At 62.9% G+C, this 19782-nt stretch carries 17 protein-coding genes, 1 tRNA gene and 1 pseudogene; 11 read left to right on the top strand and 8 right to left on the bottom strand.

The features are described 5' to 3' along the window. Window positions 1-26: 26 nt before the first annotated feature. The 5 genes from ACERI1_RS15360 to ACERI1_RS15340 all read left to right on the top strand — a co-directional run bounded on the left by ACERI1_RS15360 (window position 27) and on the right by ACERI1_RS15340 (window position 4467). A complete protein-coding gene (locus ACERI1_RS15360) occupies window positions 27-311 on the top strand; it encodes a hypothetical protein (RefSeq protein ID WP_373619305.1) in 285 nt (94 codons plus the stop codon). Beyond that, window positions 308-1729, top strand: a complete 1422-nt coding sequence (gene leuC / locus ACERI1_RS15355) for a 3-isopropylmalate dehydratase large subunit (RefSeq protein WP_373619304.1) — start codon at window positions 308-310, stop codon at window positions 1727-1729. The genes ACERI1_RS15360 and leuC overlap by 4 nt, the downstream gene beginning before the upstream one ends. Then, window positions 1726-2361, top strand: coding sequence for a 3-isopropylmalate dehydratase small subunit (leuD, locus tag ACERI1_RS15350; protein ID WP_373619302.1), 636 nt, complete (start codon window positions 1726-1728; stop codon window positions 2359-2361). Before leuC ends, leuD begins: the two co-directional genes overlap by 4 nt. Window positions 2362-2511: 150 nt before the next feature. Next, entirely contained in the window at window positions 2512-3426 is a 915-nt protein-coding gene (locus tag ACERI1_RS15345; RefSeq protein WP_373619300.1) for a DMT family transporter, read from the top strand. Window positions 3427-3483: 57 nt separating this feature from the next. Continuing rightward, window positions 3484-4467 carry an isocitrate/isopropylmalate dehydrogenase family protein gene (locus tag ACERI1_RS15340; RefSeq protein WP_373619298.1) on the top strand — a complete coding sequence of 328 codons (984 nt, stop codon included), beginning with the start codon at window positions 3484-3486 and terminating at the stop codon, window positions 4465-4467. Window positions 4468-4577: 110 nt separating this feature from the next. On the opposite strand, the gene dph5 is transcribed toward ACERI1_RS15340, so the two are convergent. Continuing rightward, a complete protein-coding gene (gene dph5, locus ACERI1_RS15335; protein WP_373619297.1) occupies window positions 4578-5351 on the bottom strand; it encodes a diphthine synthase in 774 nt (257 codons plus the stop codon). Window positions 5352-5597: 246 nt separating this feature from the next. Between dph5 and ACERI1_RS15330 the strand changes: the two genes are divergently transcribed. The 3 genes from ACERI1_RS15330 (at window position 5598) to ACERI1_RS15320 (ending at window position 8077) form a co-directional block, all read left to right on the top strand. Then, a complete protein-coding gene (locus tag ACERI1_RS15330) occupies window positions 5598-6839 on the top strand; it encodes an RNA-guided endonuclease InsQ/TnpB family protein (RefSeq protein ID WP_373619296.1) in 1242 nt (413 codons plus the stop codon). Window positions 6840-6921: 82 nt separating this feature from the next. Then, window positions 6922-7911, top strand: a complete 990-nt coding sequence (locus ACERI1_RS15325; protein ID WP_373619295.1) for a class I SAM-dependent methyltransferase family protein — start codon at window positions 6922-6924, stop codon at window positions 7909-7911. Between the two features lie 92 nt (window positions 7912-8003). Beyond that, window positions 8004-8077, top strand: a tRNA-Thr gene (locus ACERI1_RS15320). A gap of 61 nt (window positions 8078-8138) precedes the next feature. On the opposite strand, the gene ACERI1_RS15315 is transcribed toward ACERI1_RS15320, so the two are convergent. The 3 genes from ACERI1_RS15315 to ACERI1_RS15305 form a co-directional block, all read right to left on the bottom strand. Then, the gene (locus tag ACERI1_RS15315) at window positions 8139-8696 is read right to left on the bottom strand and encodes a dihydrofolate reductase family protein (RefSeq protein WP_373619293.1); all 558 of its coding nucleotides are present in this window, start codon (window positions 8694-8696) and stop codon (window positions 8139-8141) included. Window positions 8697-9101: 405 nt separating this feature from the next. Beyond that, window positions 9102-9614 carry a hypothetical protein gene (locus tag ACERI1_RS15310; protein ID WP_373619292.1) on the bottom strand — a complete coding sequence of 171 codons (513 nt, stop codon included), beginning with the start codon at window positions 9612-9614 and terminating at the stop codon, window positions 9102-9104. Further along, window positions 9615-9863, bottom strand: a complete 249-nt coding sequence (locus ACERI1_RS15305; protein WP_373619373.1) for a hypothetical protein — start codon at window positions 9861-9863, stop codon at window positions 9615-9617. 74 nt (window positions 9864-9937) lie between these two features. Here ACERI1_RS15305 and tnpA point away from each other — a divergent pair, with 74 nt between their 5' ends. Together tnpA and ACERI1_RS15295 are read left to right on the top strand one after the other, a co-directional pair. Next, window positions 9938-10330, top strand: a complete 393-nt coding sequence (gene tnpA, locus ACERI1_RS15300) for an IS200/IS605 family transposase (RefSeq protein WP_373619290.1) — start codon at window positions 9938-9940, stop codon at window positions 10328-10330. Window position 10331: 1 nt separating this feature from the next. Beyond that, window positions 10332-11587, top strand: a pseudogene (locus tag ACERI1_RS15295) (RNA-guided endonuclease TnpB family protein). A gap of 136 nt (window positions 11588-11723) precedes the next feature. On the opposite strand, the gene ACERI1_RS15290 reads toward ACERI1_RS15295, so the two are convergent. Genes ACERI1_RS15290 through ACERI1_RS15280 form a run of 3 tightly spaced genes read right to left on the bottom strand, consistent with a single transcriptional unit; the run spans window position 11724 to window position 13780 of the window. Beyond that, window positions 11724-12428, bottom strand: coding sequence for an energy-coupling factor transporter transmembrane protein EcfT (locus tag ACERI1_RS15290; RefSeq protein ID WP_373619288.1), 705 nt, complete (start codon window positions 12426-12428; stop codon window positions 11724-11726). A 49-nt stretch (window positions 12429-12477) separates the two neighbouring features. Beyond that, window positions 12478-13182, bottom strand: a complete 705-nt coding sequence (locus ACERI1_RS15285; RefSeq protein WP_373619287.1) for an energy-coupling factor ABC transporter ATP-binding protein — start codon at window positions 13180-13182, stop codon at window positions 12478-12480. Window positions 13183-13192: 10 nt separating this feature from the next. Then, a complete protein-coding gene (locus ACERI1_RS15280) occupies window positions 13193-13780 on the bottom strand; it encodes a biotin transporter BioY (RefSeq protein WP_373619286.1) in 588 nt (195 codons plus the stop codon). Between the two features lie 520 nt (window positions 13781-14300). Between ACERI1_RS15280 and ACERI1_RS15275 the strand changes: the two genes are divergently transcribed. Then, window positions 14301-19289, top strand: a complete 4989-nt coding sequence (locus tag ACERI1_RS15275; protein ID WP_373619285.1) for a CARDB domain-containing protein — start codon at window positions 14301-14303, stop codon at window positions 19287-19289. Between the two features lie 116 nt (window positions 19290-19405). On the opposite strand, the gene ACERI1_RS15270 is transcribed toward ACERI1_RS15275, so the two are convergent. Further along, complete coding sequence (locus tag ACERI1_RS15270; protein ID WP_373619284.1) at window positions 19406-19696, bottom strand: hypothetical protein; 291 nt, start codon at window positions 19694-19696, stop codon at window positions 19406-19408. Window positions 19697-19782 lie beyond the last annotated feature (86 nt).

The following is a 19782-nucleotide window of genomic DNA, read 5'->3' as shown; positions in this document are numbered from 1 at the left end:
GAGTACGAGTACGAGCACGACCACCCATGAACGACACCGAGAACACGACAGACACGATGGCCGACGTCAGCCACACGAACCCCTACACCGGGGAGACGGCTGGCCGGCTGTTCAACCGCGGGCCGATCGTCGCCGCCGACGGGGGCGAGGCAGAGGCCAACGGAAACGAGCGTACCGACAGGAAACAGACGATGCGCGACGTCGACCACACGCCGCCGAAAGAGGCCGACGACGCGAACCGCGTCTTCGAGCGCGGGACCGAACACGGCGAGCGCGTCGACCGTGAGACGGTCGTAGAGGACGAGGAATGAGCGAGGGAACACTGTACGACAAGGTTTGGGATCGACACAAAGTTACCACGCTGCCGACCGGACAGGATCAGCTGTTCATCGGCCTCCACCTCATCCACGAGGTTACGAGCCCGCAGGCGTTCGGGATGCTTCGCGAACGAGATCTCGAGGTCGCCTATCCGAAGCTGACCCACGCGACGGTCGACCACATCGTCCCGACAGCCGACCAGTCCCGTCCCTACGAAGAGGACGCGGCTGAAGAGATGATGTCCGAACTCGAGGAGAACGTCCGCGAGGCGGGCATCGAGTTCTCGGACCCGACGACGGGCGATCAGGGGATCGTCCACGTCATCGGCCCAGAGCAGGGACTCACCCAGCCCGGCAAGACGATCGTCTGTGGGGACTCCCACACCAGTACGCACGGTGCGTTCGGCGCACTCGCCTTTGGGATCGGGACCTCCCAGATCCGCGACGTGCTCGCGACGGGCACCGTCGCCATGGAGAAACAGAAGGTCCGTAAGATCCAGGTCGACGGTGAACTCGGTGAGGGTGTCGAAGCTAAAGACATCATCCTCGAGATCATCCGCCGACTCGGAACGGAAGGCGGCGTCGGCTACGTCTACGAGTACGCCGGCGAAGCCATCGAGAACCTCAACATGGAAGGGCGGATGTCGATCTGTAACATGTCCATCGAGGGCGGTGCTCGTGCGGGCTACGTCAACCCCGACGAGACCACCTACGAGTGGCTCGCAGAGACCGACTACTTCCAGGAGAACCCCGAGAAGTTCGACGAGCTCAAACCCTACTGGGAGTCGATCGCATCCGACGAGGACGCCGAGTACGACGACGTCGTTCACATCGACGCGAGCGAGTTCGAGCCGGTCGTCACCTGGGGCACCACGCCCGGGCAGGGCGTCGGCGTCACCGAGCCGATCCCGGCACCCGAGGACCTGCCCGAGGAGAAACAGGACACGGCCCGACGCGCCCAGGAACACATGCGTGTCGAGCCCGGCGAGACGATGGAAGGCTACAATATCGACGTCGCCTTCCTCGGCTCCTGTACGAACGCGCGCCTACCTGACCTGCGACGTGCCGCCGAGATCGTCGAAGGACGGCAGGTCGACGACGACGTCCGTGCAATGGTCGTTCCCGGCAGCCAGCGCGTTCAGCGCGCCGCCGAGGAGGAAGGCCTCAAGGACACGTTCGAGGAAGCCGGCTTCGAGTGGCGCAACGCCGGCTGTTCGATGTGTCTCGGCATGAACGAAGACCAACTCGAGGGCGACGAGGCAAGCGCCTCCTCCTCGAACCGGAACTTCGTCGGTCGGCAGGGCAGCAAGGACGGACGGACCGTCCTGATGAACCCGCAGATGGTCGCCGCGGCGGCGGTCACCGGGGAGGTCTCTGACGTGCGCGATCTGAAGGAGGTGAATCTGGCATGAGCGACGACGTCGAAATTCCGGAAGTCGATTACGTCGCTGGTTCGGGCGTCCCGATCCGCGGAAACGACATCGACACCGACCAGATCATCCCCGCGCGGTTCATGAAGGTCGTCACCTTCGACGGACTGGGCGAGTTCGCGTTCTTCGACCTGCGGTTCGACGACGACGACAACCAGAAGGACCACCCGATGAACGAGGACCGGTTCCAGGACTCGTCGGTGATGGTCGTCAACAGTAACTTCGGCTGTGGCTCATCGCGCGAGCACGCTCCCCAGGCGCTGATGCGCTGGGGTATCGACGCGATCATCGGCGAGAGCTTCGCCGAGATTTTCGCGGGTAACTGTCTGGCGCTCGGCATTCCGACCGTCACGGCGGACAGCGAGACGATCCAGGAACTGCAGGACTGGGTCGACGCAAACCCCGACGGCGAGATCGAGATCGACGTCGAAGCCGAGGAAGTGACCTACGGCGACACCACGATCGACGTCACCGTCGACGAGGCCCAGCGCAAGGCCTTGGTCGACGGCGTCTGGGACACGACGGCGCTGATGAAGTCCAACGCCGACGCAGTCCGCAAGAAGGCGACGGAACTGCCCTACGTCGACGACGAAGCGATCCCCGAAGCAGAGTAAGGCGCGGTTTCGGTCGGTCGCTCCGTTTTCCGTTCGTTCTGACTCGAGTCAACCCTCGTGTCTCGAGTCGCTACTCTCCGCTTGTGATCACGAACGCCTCACGAACTCGAAATCGCGGGATACTTCGGACGACAGCCCGGACTAACCACTATGTCTCGCTCCCTCGACGTGCCGCTTTTCGTGTTCCTCGCCGTTCTCTGGGGGCTTTCGTTTCCGGCGATTTCGATCGGCCTCGAGCACCTCCCGCCGCTGCTGTTCGCAGCCGTTCGATACGACATCGCAGCGGTCTTGCTCCTAGCCTACGCTGCCACTCAAGTCGATGGCTGGGTGCCGACTCGCCGGAACGATCTGGCAGCCGTCGCTGGCGGCGGTGTCTTTCTGATCGGCGGCAACGGCTTACTCTTTCTGGCCCAGCAGACCGTCCCGAGCGGCGTCGCCGCGATCATCCAGGGACTGGTCCCCATCATCACCGCGTTGTGGGCGGTGATGCTGCTCGGTGAGCGACTCTCACCGCTCGGTGCCGTTGGGGCCGCGATCGGCTTTTTCGGCGTCGCGCTTGTCATCCAGCCCGATCCAAGCAATCTGCTGGCCGGCGACACCCTCGGTCGGCTGCTCGTCGTCGGACAGGTATGCAGTATCGCGCTCGGCGGAGTCTTGATCCAGCGCGCCGGCCCGACGATCGAGCGTGGAGCACTTGTCGGCTGGTCGATGGCCATCGGCAGCATCGTCTTGCACGCTGCCAGTCTCGCCGCTGGAGAGTTTCCATCGCCATCGCTCGTCGTCCCCACCGCAGTCGGCGCCCTCGTCTATCTCGGCGTCTTCGCAACCGCCATTGCCTTCCTGATCTACTTCCGGATTCTCGAGGAACACGGCGCGTTCGAGGCGGCACTGGTCGGCTACGCCGTTCCGATCGTCGCGACGATTGCGGGCGTCGTGTTCCTCGAGGAGTCGATCAGTACGGTGACGGTCGCCGGGTTCGGACTCGTTGTCGTCGGGTTTGTGGTGCTCAAGCGGCGTGCGATCGCCAACGCAGTCGGGATCAGCATTGGTATCGGGAGTCCCTAAGCGACGACCTGTCCGGCAATCGATACCCTCTTTTCGGCCCCGCGACGATGGTTGTCCATGACTCACGAAATCGCCGTGATTCCGGGCGACGGAATCGGACAAGAAGTAACACCCGCTGCAGTCGACGTTCTCGAGACGCTCGACATCGACTTCGAGTTCATCGAAGCGGAAGCCGGCGACGCGGTCAAAGAAGAGACCGGCCAGGCACTGCCCGCGGAGACCTACGACCTCGCGGCGTCGGCCGACGCGACGCTGTTCGGCGCAGCCGGCGAGACGGCCGCGGACGTCATCCTGCCGCTGCGCGAGGCAGTCGACTCGTTCGTCAACGTCCGGCCCGCGAAGGCGTACCCGGGGATCGACGCTGTTCGTCCCGAAACGGATCTGCTCTTCCTCCGAGAGAACACCGAGGGCGTCTATTCGGGCCACGAGGACCGACTGACCGACGACGTCTCGACGCTCACCCGCGTCGTCACGGAGTCGGCCTCCGAACGGCTCGCCGAGTTCGCCTGTGACTTCGTCGCCGACAGCGACAAGCACGACAGCTTCACGATCGTCCACAAGGCCAACGTCATGCGTGAGACGGACGGACTCTTCCGTGATACCGTCAAGTCGGTCGCTGACGAGCAGGGCATCGAGACCGACGAAGTGCTGATGGACGCCTTCGCGACGAGGGTCTGTCTCGACCCCGACCAGTTTGACGTCGTCGTCTGCCCGAATCTCGCGGGCGACGTGCTCTCGGACCTCGCTGCTGGTCTCGTCGGCGGTCTCGGCCTGCTCCCCTCGGCCAACATCGGCCCCGAGCGCGCCCTGTTCGAGCCGGTCCACGGGACCGCACCCGACATCGCCGGCGAGAGCGTCGCGAACCCGGCTGCAAAGATCATCTCTGCCGCGATGATGCTCGAGTACCTCGGCTACGAAGAAGAGAGCGACGCCGTCAACGAGGCCGTCGAAGCCACGCTCGCCGAGGGGCCGCGCACGCCCGACCTGGGTGGGGACGCGTCGACCGAAGACGTGACCGCCGCGGTCATCGACCGCCTGTAGCTCCGCTGGCCGATTCACAGCAACAGCACAGCCGGACCAGTCATTTTCGATACACAGGAAAGTCGTAGCCGTAGTCGCGAGTCGACTCGAGCCGGTGTTTGTCCGCTACTTCAAACGATATCGAGCGTGTCCCGATCGGCACCAGCCAGTTCGACCAGCGCATCGGCCTCGAGCAGGTGACACTCCCCAGGAATAACGAGAAGATGTAGCGGATCGCCGAACTCCCTGTTTGCCAGTTCGGTCATCGTGCCGGCCTCGACGAGCGGCTCCGGACTGCCCGCACGGGCGACGACGACGCCAACGAGGTCGGGGTATTCCTCGGCGAGCAGTTCCGCACCAACATCGGCGGTCATGTACTCCTCACGTTCAGCTTTGATATCCAGATAAACGACCGTGTGAAGGCCGTCAGCGCGGTTCTCGTCGATCGTCTCGGTCACGCTTGCAGGAAGACCATCGGCCCCGTGGGCGTAGGGGAACGGGAGGGTCGTCGCCTTTCCGAACCGGTAGTTCTGAAGGCCGGTCAGCGAGCTGGTCGCCGTCTGGGCCGTGACGCCGTGGATAACCCGCGTCTCGATGCCGCGCTCGTGGGCTCGCAGTCGAAGATCGACGTGGGTCGTCGAGATCATCGTATCGCCCGCCGTCAGGAAGGCCACATCCTCGTCTTCGGCTGCCTCGAGCATGTCTTCGGGGTGTTGTTCGACGCCAGCACGGTCCCGGACGTCGATCTCGATGTCGTGGGAGGACTCGAGATCGTCGATCGTCGTCCCGATCAGCTGGCTGGTGTAGAACTCGGCGTAGACGCGGTCGGCCGCCTGCAGGGCGTCCCGCCCCTCGACGGTGATCGAGCGCTCGTCGTAGAGACCGAGGCCAATGAAGGTGAGCATAGCCGCTCGTAGTCGTAGCGGTCGGAATACGCTTTCGAGATCCACCCTCTCGAGCGAGATCGCTCCACGAGACAAGAAAGCGATAGGGAACCAGCGACGGGCATCAGTCTCGAATTCGAATTTTCTATAGCGAGTACCAATTTATCAGCGGACAAGGCGAATACCTCGAGGCTTGACCTCGGGGATGAAGCCGACAACTCGTGATACAAATCATTAAGTGAACACATTACTAATCAAGAGACAGCGATGGAACACAGTCACCGCTACCATGCCTACCCGACACAAGAGGTAGCGGACGGGCTGGAACACCATCTCGACGTTCATCGCCAACTCTACAACCACGTCCGCTGGGATTACGAGAACAGTCCTGAAGATGACAAGCCGAGTGAGTACGGCCAGAACAACAAACTCCCCGAATGGAAACGCAAGTGGTCGCTGTTCGGAGAAATGCACTCGAAAGCCGCACAAGCCACCGTCGCTCGATTCCATCGGAACCTCTCGAACCTCCGCAAGAAGAAAGAGAAGGGACACAAAGTCGGTCAGCTCACACGGCAAGCACCCAGCGATTACCGAAGTGTGACGTACAACCAGTCCGGCTTCGACCTCGATGAAAAGAGGGGCCGCGACAGGTTCGCTTCCGTCCGCTTTAGCAAAATCGGCTGGGTCAAAATCCGCTACCATCGCCCGATTCCTGACCGCGCTTCCATCAAGGAAGTCACATTCAAGAAAGAGACGACCGGCGAGTGGTTCGTCTCCTTCGGGTTGGAAACCGACGATACTGACCTTCCCGAGAAACCCGACGTGAACTCGCTCGATGCGAGCAACAGCGTCGGAGTTGACCTTGGAATCCTCAACTACATCCACACGAGCGATGGGAAGACCGTGGAATGGCTCAATCTTGAAGACGAATACGACCGGCTCCGCCGCGAACAACGCAAACTCTCACGGAAGGAGAAGGGGTCAAACAACTACGAGAAACAACGAAAGAAGGCCGCCAAGGTCAAGCGCCACATTCGTCGGAAGGTGCTGGACTACCAGCACAAGATCACGACGTGGCTCGTCCGCGAGTACGATGCCGTGTTCGTGGAAGACCTCAACGTGGCTGGGATGCTTCAGGGCGATGGGAGCGCTCGTAACAAGCAGGATGCGGCGTGGAGACAGTTCATCACACTCCTCGAATACAAGGCCGACCTGTACGGCTGTCACGTCAAGCAGGTTGAAGCGCAAGGCACTACCAAAGAGTGTGCATCGTGCGGTGTGGAAACAGCGAAACCCGTCTGGGTCAGGGAACACTCCTGTCCGTCGTGCGGATTCGAGACGGGCAGAGACGCGAATGCGGCGATGAACGTCCTACAACGCGGCTTTTCTGAACTAGGGCTGGGATGGCCCGAATCAACGCCCGTGGAGACTGTGACCGCTACGGACACCGCTGATTTCCAGCGCGTGTCTGCAAGTCACGTCGTAGAAACGGGAAGCCTCGGGGCTTGACCCCGAGGCGATTCACCTGTAATGCTGTGGGTGGGTGTGGGCGAAACGTCAGCGTTACGGCGGCTCGCCGGCCACTCCGAGTATGGAAGTTCCGTGCGTCCGCGTTGCGCGCGAAGCCGGCGAAGCGACGCGTACGACGCTCGCCGACGCGGATCTGATCGACGACGACTACGAGATCTCCGTCGAGGACGGCTGGCTCTATATTCCGATCACTGACTCCGACGCCGTTCAGGCGGTTCTCGAGGACGGCGAGATCGTCACCCGAACGGTCGACGAACGCGACAGTCAGACGACGCCCGCCGATCTCCTCTCGTTCGAACCGTCCTACGAACGGCTCGGCGAGGCCGCCCTCATCGACGAGGACGATCCCGAGCGAGCACGCGAGATTGCGGACGCCATCCTCGAGTCCGATCTCCCAGTCGAAACGGTGCTAAACAAGGCCTCGAAAGTCAAAGGCGAGACGCGCGTCCGCGACTGGGTGCTGCTCGCGGGCGAGGACACCGAGGTCGTCCACCGCGAGTACGGCTGTGAGTTCCTGCTAGATCTGGCAGAAGTCTACTTCTCGCCGCGGCTCGCGACCGAACGCCATCGCGTGGCCAAGCAAGTTACCGCAGGCGAGCACGCGTTCGATATGTTCGCCGGTGTTGGCCCCTTCGTCGTCCCGTTCGCGAACCGCGGCGCGGAGTGTGTCGGCGTGGATATCAACGCTGACGCGATCGAGTATCTGCGCGAGAACGCCCGCCGAAACGGTGTCGAAGATCGCGTGATGGCGATCAACGACGACGTTCGCGACGTCGCCACTGAGTACGAGGATTGGGCCGACCGCATCGTGATGAACCTCCCTCACAGCGCCGACGAGTTCCTTGAGGCAGCCGTAACGCTCGCCGGCGACGATTGTGTCCTCCATTACTACGACATCCAGCACGAAGACGACCCGTTCGGGCCGGGCGAACGTGCGATCCGTGCGGCTGCCGAACCCGAGTACGACGTGACCGTCGAGACACGCCACACCGTCCGGTCGTATGCCCCCCACGAGCTGAACGTCTGTCTGGACGTGCGCCTCGAGCGATGATCTGTCAGCCAATGTCTCGGAACCCGTTCACACGACTGGATCGATTCGCAACCCTTATGGCTGGTATCGGCCCTACGAATGAATGCAATCGCGCCGGTGTAGCTCAGACTGGCAGAGCGAATCCTTCGTAAGGATTAGGTCGAGGGTTCAAATCCCTCCACCGGCTTCTTGCTATTCCGAGCGGTACTATACCTCGTACTTGAAAGTGTCTCCTGATTCTCACATACTTAGCGACTGCTGTTGATCCCCAGTATCTCGTAGTGCTGTTCCAAGATCCCGCTGTCATGGACACTGATATCGATCAGCTGTAACTTCTGTCGGTCGTACTCACCCGCAAACAACGATATCCCATCACCAAGGAGAACCGGAATCTGGGACAGTCGAAGTGCATCAATCTGCCTCTCCCGCAGAAATGTCTGCGCGAGCTGTGCACCGCCCACCAGCCAAATGTGGTCATGTTGCTTTTTGAGTTCGGTCGACAGCTCTGCGACCTCCCGATCAACGAACTCAACCGCCTCGGTCGCCGGAGAGAGGACCCGCTGTGTGAACACATACGTCGGCTTGTCGCCGTAGGGCCATTCACCGAAGCCGAGTACCTGTTCATACGTCGTCGCACCCATCACGAGACAGTCGATACTCGCAAAAAACTCCCGAAAGCCCTCTTCATCCTCGTTGCCATCCGATTCCGATTGAAATTCTTCAAGCAAGTCAACGCCTCCTTCTAGGTCGGCGATGTATCCGTCGACACTCGTTGCGATATAGAGAGTAACTCGGCCAGCACTCATACAGAACGTAGGACACAGACTCGTTAGTAGTGTTCGTAACGACGAATTAGCTGTTGTATCCGGCACGCGCTTGTTTTGGACCGACCGACGGGCTGAAATCGGAGTACGACAGATGGAATGATAAACCACAAATCGCGATATAGAATCTGTCGGTTGGCATGAACGACAAAGTCGATCAACAGCGAGCTCGAGAGCGCTTACGAGGGTCGCCGCAGTGATCAGCCATCAGGAACAGAAACTCGCCTTCGAGCCATCACCGGACGAGCATACTGAATTACGGATCGCAGCTGCTCATTCGGGACACGTGAGCGAATCTGTGCCGTCGGAAATCGGCCATGAACACTCGAGATCAAAGGATAGCGACGAAGACGGTCGGCAAAGAGGCGTCGCGGCGAAGCGACCCGGTCAGTCCGCCAGCGGTGACTCGGTCCCGCGGACGCTATCGACGATCACGTCGCCGTCTGGCCGGGACGCGATCCAGAAGAGTTTGTGGGCGTCGATTGAGCGTGCGAACGTCACGTCCGGTTCGGAGCCGACCGCGACCTTCCGGAGCGTCCATTTGAATACGGCGTCCTCGGCTTTCTGGTGGGTCTGTGTGTCGGAGAATTCTGATGGGATCACGAGCACGTCGTCGACCGTTCGCGTCTGCGTCTCCGGGAACGTGTCAGCCCGCACGGCCAGCCGACGTGCGCGATCGACGGTGACAACGTAATCGATGTCGCGGTCCGTGATCACTGGCCGCTCGATTGTCGCGACCGCGTCGTAGACACGGTAGGGGTATGCGACGGCACCGACGCGACCGCTCGAGTCGACGTCCTCACGCGCGACCGATGGTGTGATGACCGACAGTTCAGTGCGCTCACGGCGGCCACCTGCGGCATCGCTCGGTGTCGCCGGTGGACGACGTGGCGTGCTCATTTAGTCGTCCTCCTCGTCCCAGTAGTCGGTTGCGTCGACGTGGGCACGAATGGTGTCGGTCTCCGTGACGGCCTTCGGGGAGACATCGCGACCGCCGTCGGTGACGTACTCTGGCGCGCCGGTTGGACTATCTTGATTCAGCGAGAGAATCCCGCCCTTCCCGTGAGTGACGAGTGTTCCGACGCTCAGTCGGAACCGAGGAGCGAACAGGGCGGGAGTGAATCGAGTAAGCTCTGTGCAACGAACCACTCGGTTTCTCCTCGCTGAACACCTAACGTCATAAGAATTATCTGAGTTGGATGTATTGAATCTGGCAAGGCCAAATGGAATATCATCTGCAAACTGGGTCGCACACAGTGTACGCTCTCCAGTATCACTTCGTGACCGTCACGAAGTACCGTGCCGATATTCTCACGGATGAGCGGCTGGAGCGTGTCGCTGAAATCGCCCACGGTATTGCAGATGACTTCGAGGCCGACATCAAGAACGTGGACGGCGGTACCGACCACGTTCACATCCTGTTTCAGACCAAACCAACCACAGACCTCACGAGGTTCATTAACTCGCTCAAAGGTGTCACGTCCCGCCGAGTTCGCACGGAATTCCCCGAAGTGACACAGACGCTCGAAGATGCCTTCTGGCAACCGGGGTACTTCCTCGCTACGACCGGCCAAGTGAGCATTGACGTGCTGATGGACTACGTGGACGATCAGTAGCATGACCGCAACAACCACGAAAACGCTGGAAGCTACGCTCGCCCCGCCGACAGCACACAAGGAGCGGAAATTGTGTGACCTGCTCGAAACCTACCGTGAGGGGCTACACGAGGCGTTCGACGCCGGGTGTGACACGATGAGTGCAACCAGCGACGTGGTGACGCCCTACGACCTGCCATATCAGGCGAAAGCGGCACTGTGCAACTACGTTCCGCAACTTCACGACACCTACAACGCACAGGAGTTGGACGACGACCATCCGGTTCGACTTACCAACCAAGCCGCCGAGTTCGACCACTCGGCGGCTCGTGACTACGAGTTCACGTGGTGGGCACCGCAATCCGGACGCGGCACGAATTTCTGGATACCGCTCCGTATCAATCCCGCCCAAGAAAATCTGTGGCACGATCTCGTACACGGGGACGCTTCGGCAGGACAACTCCAACTGCAACGCCACCGCACGTCGTGGACGCTCCACGTCACCATCGAGTTCCCGGTCGAAGAACCCGACTACGAACCGACAGACGACGATGTAACACTAGTCGGCTTCGACATTGGCGAAGCACACCTGCTCGCGGGCTGTGCCTGCGAGCAGGGCACTCCGACTGACCCACTGCTCATCAACGGTGGTCGCGCTCGCCACCTTCGCAAAGAGATGTTCACGACGCTGAAACGGCTCCAAGAGCGTGACGCCGCAGAGTGGCGGATTGGCGAACGATTCGACCATTATCAAAACGCGCTCACAGACATCATCGAGAAGGCGTCTCGACGTGCCGTCGAATACGCCTGTCGATTCGAGAAGCCAGTCCTCGTGCTGGAGGACCTCTCGTACATCCGCGAAGACCTCGATTACGGCGAGTGGATGAACCGACGCCTTCACGCATGGGCGTTCGCCCGCCTCCAACAGCGCATCGAGGACAAAGCACGGGAGGCCGGACTTCCGATGGCATACGTGCGACCGGAATATACGAGTCAGACGTGTCACGAGTGCGGCCACATCGGTCACCGAACCGGCGACGAGTTCCGGTGCCAGAATAACGAATGTTGGGTCACGGAGTACCACGCAGACATCAACGCGGCGGTCAACATTGCTGACCGTCACGACCCGTGGGGTGAGAGCCTGCCGCTGAAACCGGCGGGTGATGACATCTCACGAGATGGGAGCGCCTGTGACAGCGCCACGACCCCTCCGAGTAGAGCCAACCACAGCAGATGACGCTCGGAGAGGTCGGGTCGGAACCCACTGCCGGTAGTTAGCCGGTATTCCAATGCAGGGAAGCCGCGCCGTGAACGGCGCGGAGGATGTCACTCGCAGGCATTACCGTCGTGTCGACACCTCCTGGATATAAGCGCGTCGAGGGAGAGCGCGGTCGAACTGTCAGTCCCTCGAGCGCTAATAGAACGCGGACACGGCAAGGACAACGGCCAGCCCGAGCGCGGGATAGTCAAGCCGCGAGAACGTGAGTACCGGCAGCGTGGGATTCCACGCGAAACACCGCGCCTGCAACGCGAGCGAGAGTCGATCCGCGCGGTCGAACGCCCGCGTCAGCCCGAGGACTGCGACCGTGCTCGCACGGTCTATGATGCTCCGCTCGGTTCCCAGTCGGGCTGCCATCGCCTCGCGAATCGTTCGGAGATCGCCCTGCAAGACGGGGAGAAACCGGAACACCAGTGCAACGCCGATTCCAAGCAGTTGGCCCGGTTTGCCGGGAATCGTCCGCTGGATCGCCGCTCGAGAGTCCCGAACCGGCGTCGACCGGACGTAGGCCGCACTGACGAACAGGATGAGCAACACCCGGTAGCTCGCCAGCCCCGACGCGGCGGCGTCGGTCGGATCGAACCAGGGCGCGCCGAGCGTCAGCCCCGATATCAGCGGTGCGAGCGCGAGGATGACCAGTGCAAAGCGGTAGGCAACGAGGGTTCGGCGGATGGAGATCCGCGCCGCAAGCAAGATGCCCGCCGTCACGACGGAGAGAACGGCCAGCGCCCGCGGCGTCGTGTGTGCCAGTGCAGTAGCCGCAAAGCCGATCTGGATCAACAGCTTGGACCGGGGATCGAGCCGATGGGAGACCGTCTCGTCTGGTTCGTACGTTAGCATCGGGGACACCCAACGTGTGGCGTCGGTCGTCTCGAGGCGAGCATCACGATCACTGGTTCGGGACCCGCACCTCGAGACCGCCGAGTTTCCCCAGCGCGCGTTCAGGTGGCTCGTCGACAGCGATGCGACCGTCCTGCATGGCGATGACGCGATCGGCGAGTTCACAGACATCCCGCAGATCGTGCGTCGTGAGCAAGACACCGGTGCCGTCGGCTGACAACGACGTGAGGCGTTCGAGGACGGACTGACGCGCCGGCTCGTCGAGGCCAGTAAACGGTTCGTCGAGGACGAGATGGGTCGGTTCCATCGCGAGCGCGCCCGCGATCGCCACGCGGGACTGTTCGCCGCCCGAGAGGGAGGCGATCCGATCGTCTTCGCGACCGGCCATGTTCACGGCCTCGAGTGCGGTCGCAACGCGACGGTCGATCTCGGCGCGCTCGAGGCCGAGGTTTTCGGGGCCGAAGGCGACGTCCGCGCCGACGGTCGCGGAAACGAACTGGTCGCGTGGGTGTTGAAAGACCATGCCGACGCTCGAGCGGGCGGCGATCAGGTTTTCGGCGACGGGTGTGCCGTTGACACTGACCTCGCCACTGTCGGGTTCTAACAGGCCGTTGCAGTGGCGCAGGAGCGTCGTCTTCCCGCTGCCGTTGGCACCGGCCAGCAGGACGAACTCGCCGTCGTCGATCGACAGCGAGACGTCCTCGAGAACGGGCACGTCGTCGAACGCATACGAGACCGATCGAAACTCGATCATCGGCTCTATCTCAGGACTGGACCGGTGTAATGAGTCCGGATCTGACGATGGCGATCGCGGCGATCATCTTGAGGAGTTCGCCCGGAAGGAACGGAAGCGCACCGGCGGCGATCGCTTCCCAGGCCGACATGTCGAGGAGCCAGGCCATGTACGCCGTCCCCATCCCGTAGATGACGATCGTCGCCATGACGAGGGCACCGACGACCAGCGGAAGCGACACCTCACGGAGATCGCGCAACGTCGTCCCGCGGTGAACGACGACGCCGATCAGTGACGCTGCGATCGGGTACGACCACAGGTAGCCGGCCGTGTTTCCGATCAGGACGCCGAGACCACTGTTCATGCCGGCGAATACCGGGACGCCGACGGCGCCGGCGATGAGATAGAGCAGGACCGAAAACCCACCCCAGACCGGGCCCAGAACGAGCCCGGCGAGGAAAATAAACAGCACCTGGAGCGTGATCGGCGCCGGCGAGAGCGGAATCGGGATCGAAACCAAGATCGATGCCCCGATCAACGCCGCGAGCACCGCTGCTCGAGCGAACTGCCGGACGACGGTGTCGTCGACGAGCTCGACTGAATTCTGTTCTGTTGCCATAACACCCGCTCTCTCGTAAACCACGATCAAAACTTCGGTTTCCGAGATTGGCAGCTGTCTGACAGATTCGGTCGCTCGAGCCGTGCTCACTCGACGGCGAAGCGATCGTGCAAGGCGAAATAGCTCGCTTCCTCTCAGTGTTCAAGACGGTTGCGGTCGTGTCGGGTTCGTCGCCGCGCTGTGTTCGGGTATCGGGCGCTCGTCGCCGGCAGTCTCGGCTGGCGCGTGCCGAGTAATACCGTGTTGTCTCGGCTCGCTAACCGAAACGACCGGCGATCTTATACACTGATTCGGTCCCGTGTGGGGAAATGCGAACCGATCGGACGACAGCCGACGATCGGAGAGAACAGACAATCTCTCCGGGGGATCGGCCGCGCGACGGTGGCGGTGAAACGGGACGGCTGACAGGCCACTCGAGGGCGTCGGTATCCGCGTTCGGCCCGTCGGTGATCGGACCAGTACCCGGCGGGTCACATTGCGCGCGGGAGCGGGCGGGAGCCCAGAGCGGAGGGAGCGCGTGATGAAGCGCGATCGAACTGCAATCACTGTCGTGCTTGTCGCCGTCGCGATGGTCGGCAGTGTCGTCGCGCTACCGGCACTGGGCGGCGGAATCGAATCGATCAACGCGCCGGACGCGGCTGACGGGGCGGCCACCCAACCGGCTGACGATCCATCGTCTGCAGCTGGCTCGTCGCCTGCAAGCAGTCCACCAGCTGCGGCTACGCTCGAGACGAACGCGCTCCAGACACAGAACGACACCGAGTCGACGGCTGAGTCGGAACTCGTCACGTTCACAGAGTCCAACGCGACGACCGGCGACGCGAACGCGCAGGCGATCCAGGGAGAGACCGAACAGGCCGTCGAGGCCGGCGTCGAGGAGGGTGTCGAACTCGTCCAGTCTCAGGGTATCGAGGTGACACAGGAACAGCGAGCAGCGGCGCTCGAAGCCGCTCGATCGTCGGTGCAGCAGTATCAGACCGTCGATGCCGAGCAGGTGCAGGCGGCGACGGCGGGAGCCGTCCACGGCTCACTGGCCCAGTCCCAGTCGGCAAACGTGAGCCAGGTCCAGTCCGCGGTGGGTGGGGCGACCGACGGCGCACTCTCACAGTCCCAATCCGCGAACGTGACTCAACTCCAGAGTGCGACGTGGGGCGGGGCACACGGGGCGCTCGCCCAGAGCCAGCGCGTCAGCGCCGAACAGATTCAGGTCGCGAGCCGGGGCGCAGCCGCCGGTGCCGCACACGAAGCGGGCACGACGGACGTCGGCAAGGCACCACACGTTCAGGAGGCCGCACAGGGCGCAGCCTACGGTGCGCTGACGCAATACCAGTCGATCACAGCCGAGCAACGCCAGCAAGTGACCCTCGAGCACGTCCAGCACGCCGCCGCCGGCGGTGCAACCGGGTCACTCGGAGGGAGTGCGCCCGCGGTACTCGAGCAAGAACAGCGTGTCGACGTCGAGCAGCGCCAGCGGGTGACGATCAAGCAGATCCAGAAGGCCGCAGCGGGGGCGGCGAAAGGCGCGCTCGTCCAGAGACAGTCGGTGTCGGTTGAGCAGACCCAGGCCGCCGCCCGCGGGGCCGGTCGCGGCGCGCTGACACAGGTCCAGCGAACCAGTCTCGAGCAGCGCCAGCGGGTGTCGATCACGCAGGTACAGGAAGCATCCTTCGGCGCAGCGAAGGGCGCGATCTCGCAGAGTCAAGAAGCAACTGTCGAGCAGATTCAGGCCGCCGCCACCGGGAGCGCAGGCGGCGTGCTCGTCCAGCGCCAGTCGATCTCGATCACGCAGATCCAGTCCGCCGCGGTCGGGGCCGCCGAGGGTGCGGTCACGTCCGCGATCCAGCGCCAAGAAGTGACGATCGAGCAGATTCAGGCGGCGGCGTTCGGTGCCGGTGAGGGGGCAGTGACCCAGACGCAACTCGTCGAAGTAACGCAAGTCCAGCACCTTGCATACGGCGGTGCGAGCGGAGCACTCGTCCAGTCACAGTCGGCGACAGTCACGCAGATTCAGACGGCGACGCGAGTCGCCACGCAGGAGACGGCCCGGCTCGTCCAGTCCCAGCGGATCAGCATCACGCAACTGCAGACGCTGACCCAAGAGGCCGCAGCCGAGGCGACCACCTACGCGGTGGACGAGGACACCGACGACGTGACCCAGATCACCCAGCGCATCACGGTCGTCATCGAACAGCGAATCGAAACGATCGACCGGCTCGAGGGGACGGCATCGATCGACTTCCCCGATCAGGAGTCGACCGGTGAGCAGGTCACTATCGCGAACGTGTCGCTCTCGGAGGGTGGGTTCGTCGCGGTCTACGACGGGGTCGCCGTCGACGCCGATCCAGACGCCATCGTCGGCGTCTCCGACTATCTCGAGCCGGGTGACCACCAGAACGTCACGATCGACCTTGACGAGCCGCTCGCGGCCAGCGGCGCGGTCGTGGCAGTCCCCCACCACGACACGAACGACGACGAAACGTTCCAGTACGTCGACTCCGGGGGCGAGGAGGACGTGCCCTATGTCACCGGTGCCGGCGCGCCGGTGATCGACGGCGCGTTCGTAACGGTCACGGACGAACCCGACGAGGCGAACGCAACGCTGTCAGTCTCGGATCAGGACGGCAGCGGCGAGACGCTCACTGTCGACGAAGCCAACGCGTCCGTCCCCTATACCGTCACGGCGTCGTATGACGGCGAAACAGCCACGAGTGACACGTTTGCAGCCGGTGAGGAAGCAACGAATCTCTCGCTTGCGTTAGAACCGCCGCTCGCAGAGAACACCACCGTCAACGTCTCCGTCGTCGGGGAGGACGGGACGACGCTCGCGACCGAGACTGTCGAGTACACCGTCACAGACGAGCCTGACGGCGAACGGACCGCGACACTGTCCGTGGCCGATCAGGCGGGCAACGGCTCGACGCTCACCATCGACGAGGCAAACGCCTCCGTCGAGTACGCGATCAGCGTCACCGACGAAGACGGCGAGTTGCGCGCCGAAAGCGACACGTTCGCTGCCGACAACCCGATCACGAACGAGACCCTCGAGTTAGAACCGCCCCTCGAGACCAACGCCACCCTCGAGGTCGCAGTCATCGCGACGGACGACGGCGCGTCGCTCACAAACGAGACGATCGAGTACACAGTCGAAAACGACACTCCCGACGAGAGCCCCGACGCATCGCTGTCGGTTGACAACCAGACCGGCGACGGCGAAACGCTGACCATCGACGGGGCGAGTGCGTCCGTTCCGTACCTTCTCTCAGCCGAATACGACGGCGAACGCGTCGACAGCGAGACGATCGAGGCGAACACGACGGTCGCGGACGAGACTCTCACGCTCGAACCGCCACTCGAGGAGAACACCACCGTCAATGTCTCCGTACGCGCCGCGGCCGACGACGCGGTGCTGGCGAACGACTCCATCGAGTACGCAGTCGAAGAGCCGACACCCGGTGAGCCGACGGCGAATCTCACGGTGGCCGATCAGGTCGGTGACGGCTCGACGCTGACCGTCACGCAGGCGAACGCGTCCGTCGAGTATGCGATCACGATCACCGACGAGAACGGGACCCAGCTCGCAGCGAGCGAGTCCTTCGGTGCGAACGAGACGATCGGTCCCGAGGAGTTCACGCTCGAGCCGCCACTTGAGGAAAACGCGACGCTCGGGGTCGCGGTCGTCACAGCCGACGACGGGACGCCCATCGAGACGGCGAGCGTCGAGTACACGGTCGACGGCCCGCCGCCGGGATTCGACGTGGAATTCACGAGCTGTCAGCGTGCGGTCGTCACCGCATCGCTCGCGGAGGGCGACCGGGTCGCCGCAAGCACGTGGTTCTACACCAGCGGCGGAGTCGGGGACACCATTGTGGAAGATATCGTCACTGCTGGCGACGAGATTCCGGCACCATACAACGGGACGATCGTCTTCGAAATCGGCAACGAACGTCGAGTCACGATGGAAGGCGATCGGGTGCTCGTCGAAGTACCGGATTACGGAACCTTCGGGACGTACATCTCCGGGATCAGCTCGCCCGAGCCGGCCGAGATCGGTAGCATCGACTATCCGAATCCGTTAGAGCGGTGCGATGAGGAGGCCCGACCCGAGTTGCCGTCGATCGCGGTCGAAGAGACGACAGCAACCGAAGACAGCATCGACGTAACGTTCAGCTACGAGAACCCGAACGACGCATCGATGGGAGCATACAGCCGGTTTGTCGAGGGCACCACGACCGACGAACCGCCGTCAGGGTTCGAGCCGGGCCAGCATACGTTCACCGTCGAATGGACGCCCGAGAGCGGCGACGAACGACTCGTCTGGGAGGCCGATTTCTCGCTGTTCGGGTACGAGGAGCCGATCACCGCCGCGACGCCGCCCGCCAGCGATATCGAGCCGTCCGAACCCGCGTTCTTCAACGTCTCGAGCCTGGAAACGAATAGCCCGGTCGAGCAGGGTGTGCCGCTCGAGGTCGACACTGAAATCGAGAACGTCGGCGGCGAAGACGGAACCCAGAACGTCTCGCTCGCAATTGATAATACTACTGTCAACGAGACAGAAAGAACGCTCGAACCCGGCGAGAACCAGACCGTCTCGTTCACTGTGGGCACCGCCGACCTCGAGCCCGGTGAGTACCCGCTGTCGGTGGCCACCGAAAACGAGACAGCTGAAACGACGATCACCGTCGAGGAGCCGGACGAGCCTGCAACCTTCGGCGTCTCGATCGACGAGACCAACAGCCCGGTCATACCGGGTGAACCGCTCGCAGTCGAAGCCACCCTCGAGAACGTCGGTGATCGCGCGGGGACACAGGACGTCGAAATCGCCGTCGACGACACGCCCGGCGAGTCGACAGCAGTGACGCTCGAGTCGGGCGAGACGACGACAGTGACGCTGAATTACGACACGGCGAATCTCGAGCCCGGAGAGTATCCGCTTACCGTGTCGACCGAAAACGAGACGGCGGAGACGACGGTAACCGTCGAGCAGCCGGCGACGTTCGCTATCAGCGACTTGACAGCGCCTGATACCGGTCAGCCCGGCGACGAGGTGACGGTGACGGCGACGCTCGAGAACGTCGGTGACCGAGAGGGAACGCAGACGGTGGCCTACGCGGTCGACGAACAGGTCGTCGATGAGTCGTCCGTGACGCTTGCGGCTGGGGAGACGACGACGATCTCGTTTACGTCTCAGTTGCCGCCAGGAACGTCGACGCATACGATCGCGACCGACGACGACCAGGCATCGGTGACGATCGAGGCAGTTCCGGCAGATGGCGGGGGTACGGACGGAAACGGTGAGACGGGGCCAGATGGCGGACCCGAGACGCCTCCCCAACCGCCGACCGAACCGGAGCCGCCCCAGCCGCCCGAAGCGCCCCAACCACCTGAGTCGCCAGAACCACCGCAACCACCCGCGGAGCCACAGCCAGGGACGGGGCCAACCGCGCCGGCCGATGGCGGCACAGCCGAGTCCAACGACGGTGGGGCAGGTGACACGACTGCTGGGCAATGAACTGGGACAGCCGACGGTAGCACGACCGGTGCCGCCGCTGACGGGGTGCCTGGCAGCGGAAACGATACGAACGGTGCTGGCTAGTCAGCGCCAGCACGCGATCACTTTGGAGCCGATCAGTGCTGGTGGCCGGTCGCTTCGCCGAACGTAACGCCGAAGCGTTCTTCGAACAGATCCATCACTTCGGCCTCCTGTGCCTCGAGGTCCTCGTCTGCCTCCTGACCGTGGTGGACGATGTGGTGGGCGCGGCTGGCAAACGAGAGGAGTACGAGGTCGCCGACCGTTTCGGCGTCGGTCTGGTCACCCTCGGCGACGAGGTCGACGAGGCCGGATGGTACGGTGACTTCGTCGGTCTCGCCGTCGTCGGAACTGATCGAGAAGGTCGTCGTCTGAACTTCGTCTGTCATACCCCTACGGTCGGGAAGCGACCGTAAAGGTGCTGTGGCTTGGATCGACACCGTGCGACCGTCGAACCCCACTGAGTACGACTACC

Origin of the sequence: Natrinema sp. HArc-T2, assembly GCF_041821085.1 — an archaeon.
In the GTDB taxonomy this organism is placed as follows: domain Archaea; phylum Halobacteriota; class Halobacteria; order Halobacteriales; family Natrialbaceae; genus Natrinema.
This window is presented reverse-complemented; position numbering and strand designations above follow the sequence as displayed.

Excerpts from the sequence above, each read along its gene's own strand:
- ACERI1_RS15360 (WP_373619305.1), top strand. The coding sequence starts at position 27 with ATGAACGACACCGAGAACACGACAGACACGATGGCCGACGTCAGCCAC.
- leuC (WP_373619304.1), top strand. The coding sequence starts at position 308 with ATGAGCGAGGGAACACTGTACGACAAGGTTTGGGATCGACACAAAGTT.
- leuD (WP_373619302.1), top strand. The coding sequence starts at position 1,726 with ATGAGCGACGACGTCGAAATTCCGGAAGTCGATTACGTCGCTGGTTCG.
- ACERI1_RS15345 (WP_373619300.1), top strand. The coding sequence starts at position 2,512 with ATGTCTCGCTCCCTCGACGTGCCGCTTTTCGTGTTCCTCGCCGTTCTC.
- ACERI1_RS15340 (WP_373619298.1), top strand. The coding sequence starts at position 3,484 with ATGACTCACGAAATCGCCGTGATTCCGGGCGACGGAATCGGACAAGAA.
- dph5 (WP_373619297.1), bottom strand. The coding sequence starts at position 5,351 with ATGCTCACCTTCATTGGCCTCGGTCTCTACGACGAGCGCTCGATCACC.
- ACERI1_RS15330 (WP_373619296.1), top strand. The coding sequence starts at position 5,598 with ATGGAACACAGTCACCGCTACCATGCCTACCCGACACAAGAGGTAGCG.
- ACERI1_RS15325 (WP_373619295.1), top strand. The coding sequence starts at position 6,922 with ATGGAAGTTCCGTGCGTCCGCGTTGCGCGCGAAGCCGGCGAAGCGACG.
- ACERI1_RS15315 (WP_373619293.1), bottom strand. The coding sequence starts at position 8,696 with ATGAGTGCTGGCCGAGTTACTCTCTATATCGCAACGAGTGTCGACGGA.
- ACERI1_RS15310 (WP_373619292.1), bottom strand. The coding sequence starts at position 9,614 with ATGAGCACGCCACGTCGTCCACCGGCGACACCGAGCGATGCCGCAGGT.
- tnpA (WP_373619290.1), top strand. The coding sequence starts at position 9,938 with ATGGAATATCATCTGCAAACTGGGTCGCACACAGTGTACGCTCTCCAG.
- ACERI1_RS15290 (WP_373619288.1), bottom strand. The coding sequence starts at position 12,428 with ATGCTAACGTACGAACCAGACGAGACGGTCTCCCATCGGCTCGATCCC.
- ACERI1_RS15285 (WP_373619287.1), bottom strand. The coding sequence starts at position 13,182 with ATGATCGAGTTTCGATCGGTCTCGTATGCGTTCGACGACGTGCCCGTT.
- ACERI1_RS15280 (WP_373619286.1), bottom strand. The coding sequence starts at position 13,780 with ATGGCAACAGAACAGAATTCAGTCGAGCTCGTCGACGACACCGTCGTC.
- ACERI1_RS15275 (WP_373619285.1), top strand. The coding sequence starts at position 14,301 with ATGAAGCGCGATCGAACTGCAATCACTGTCGTGCTTGTCGCCGTCGCG.
- ACERI1_RS15270 (WP_373619284.1), bottom strand. The coding sequence starts at position 19,696 with ATGACAGACGAAGTTCAGACGACGACCTTCTCGATCAGTTCCGACGAC.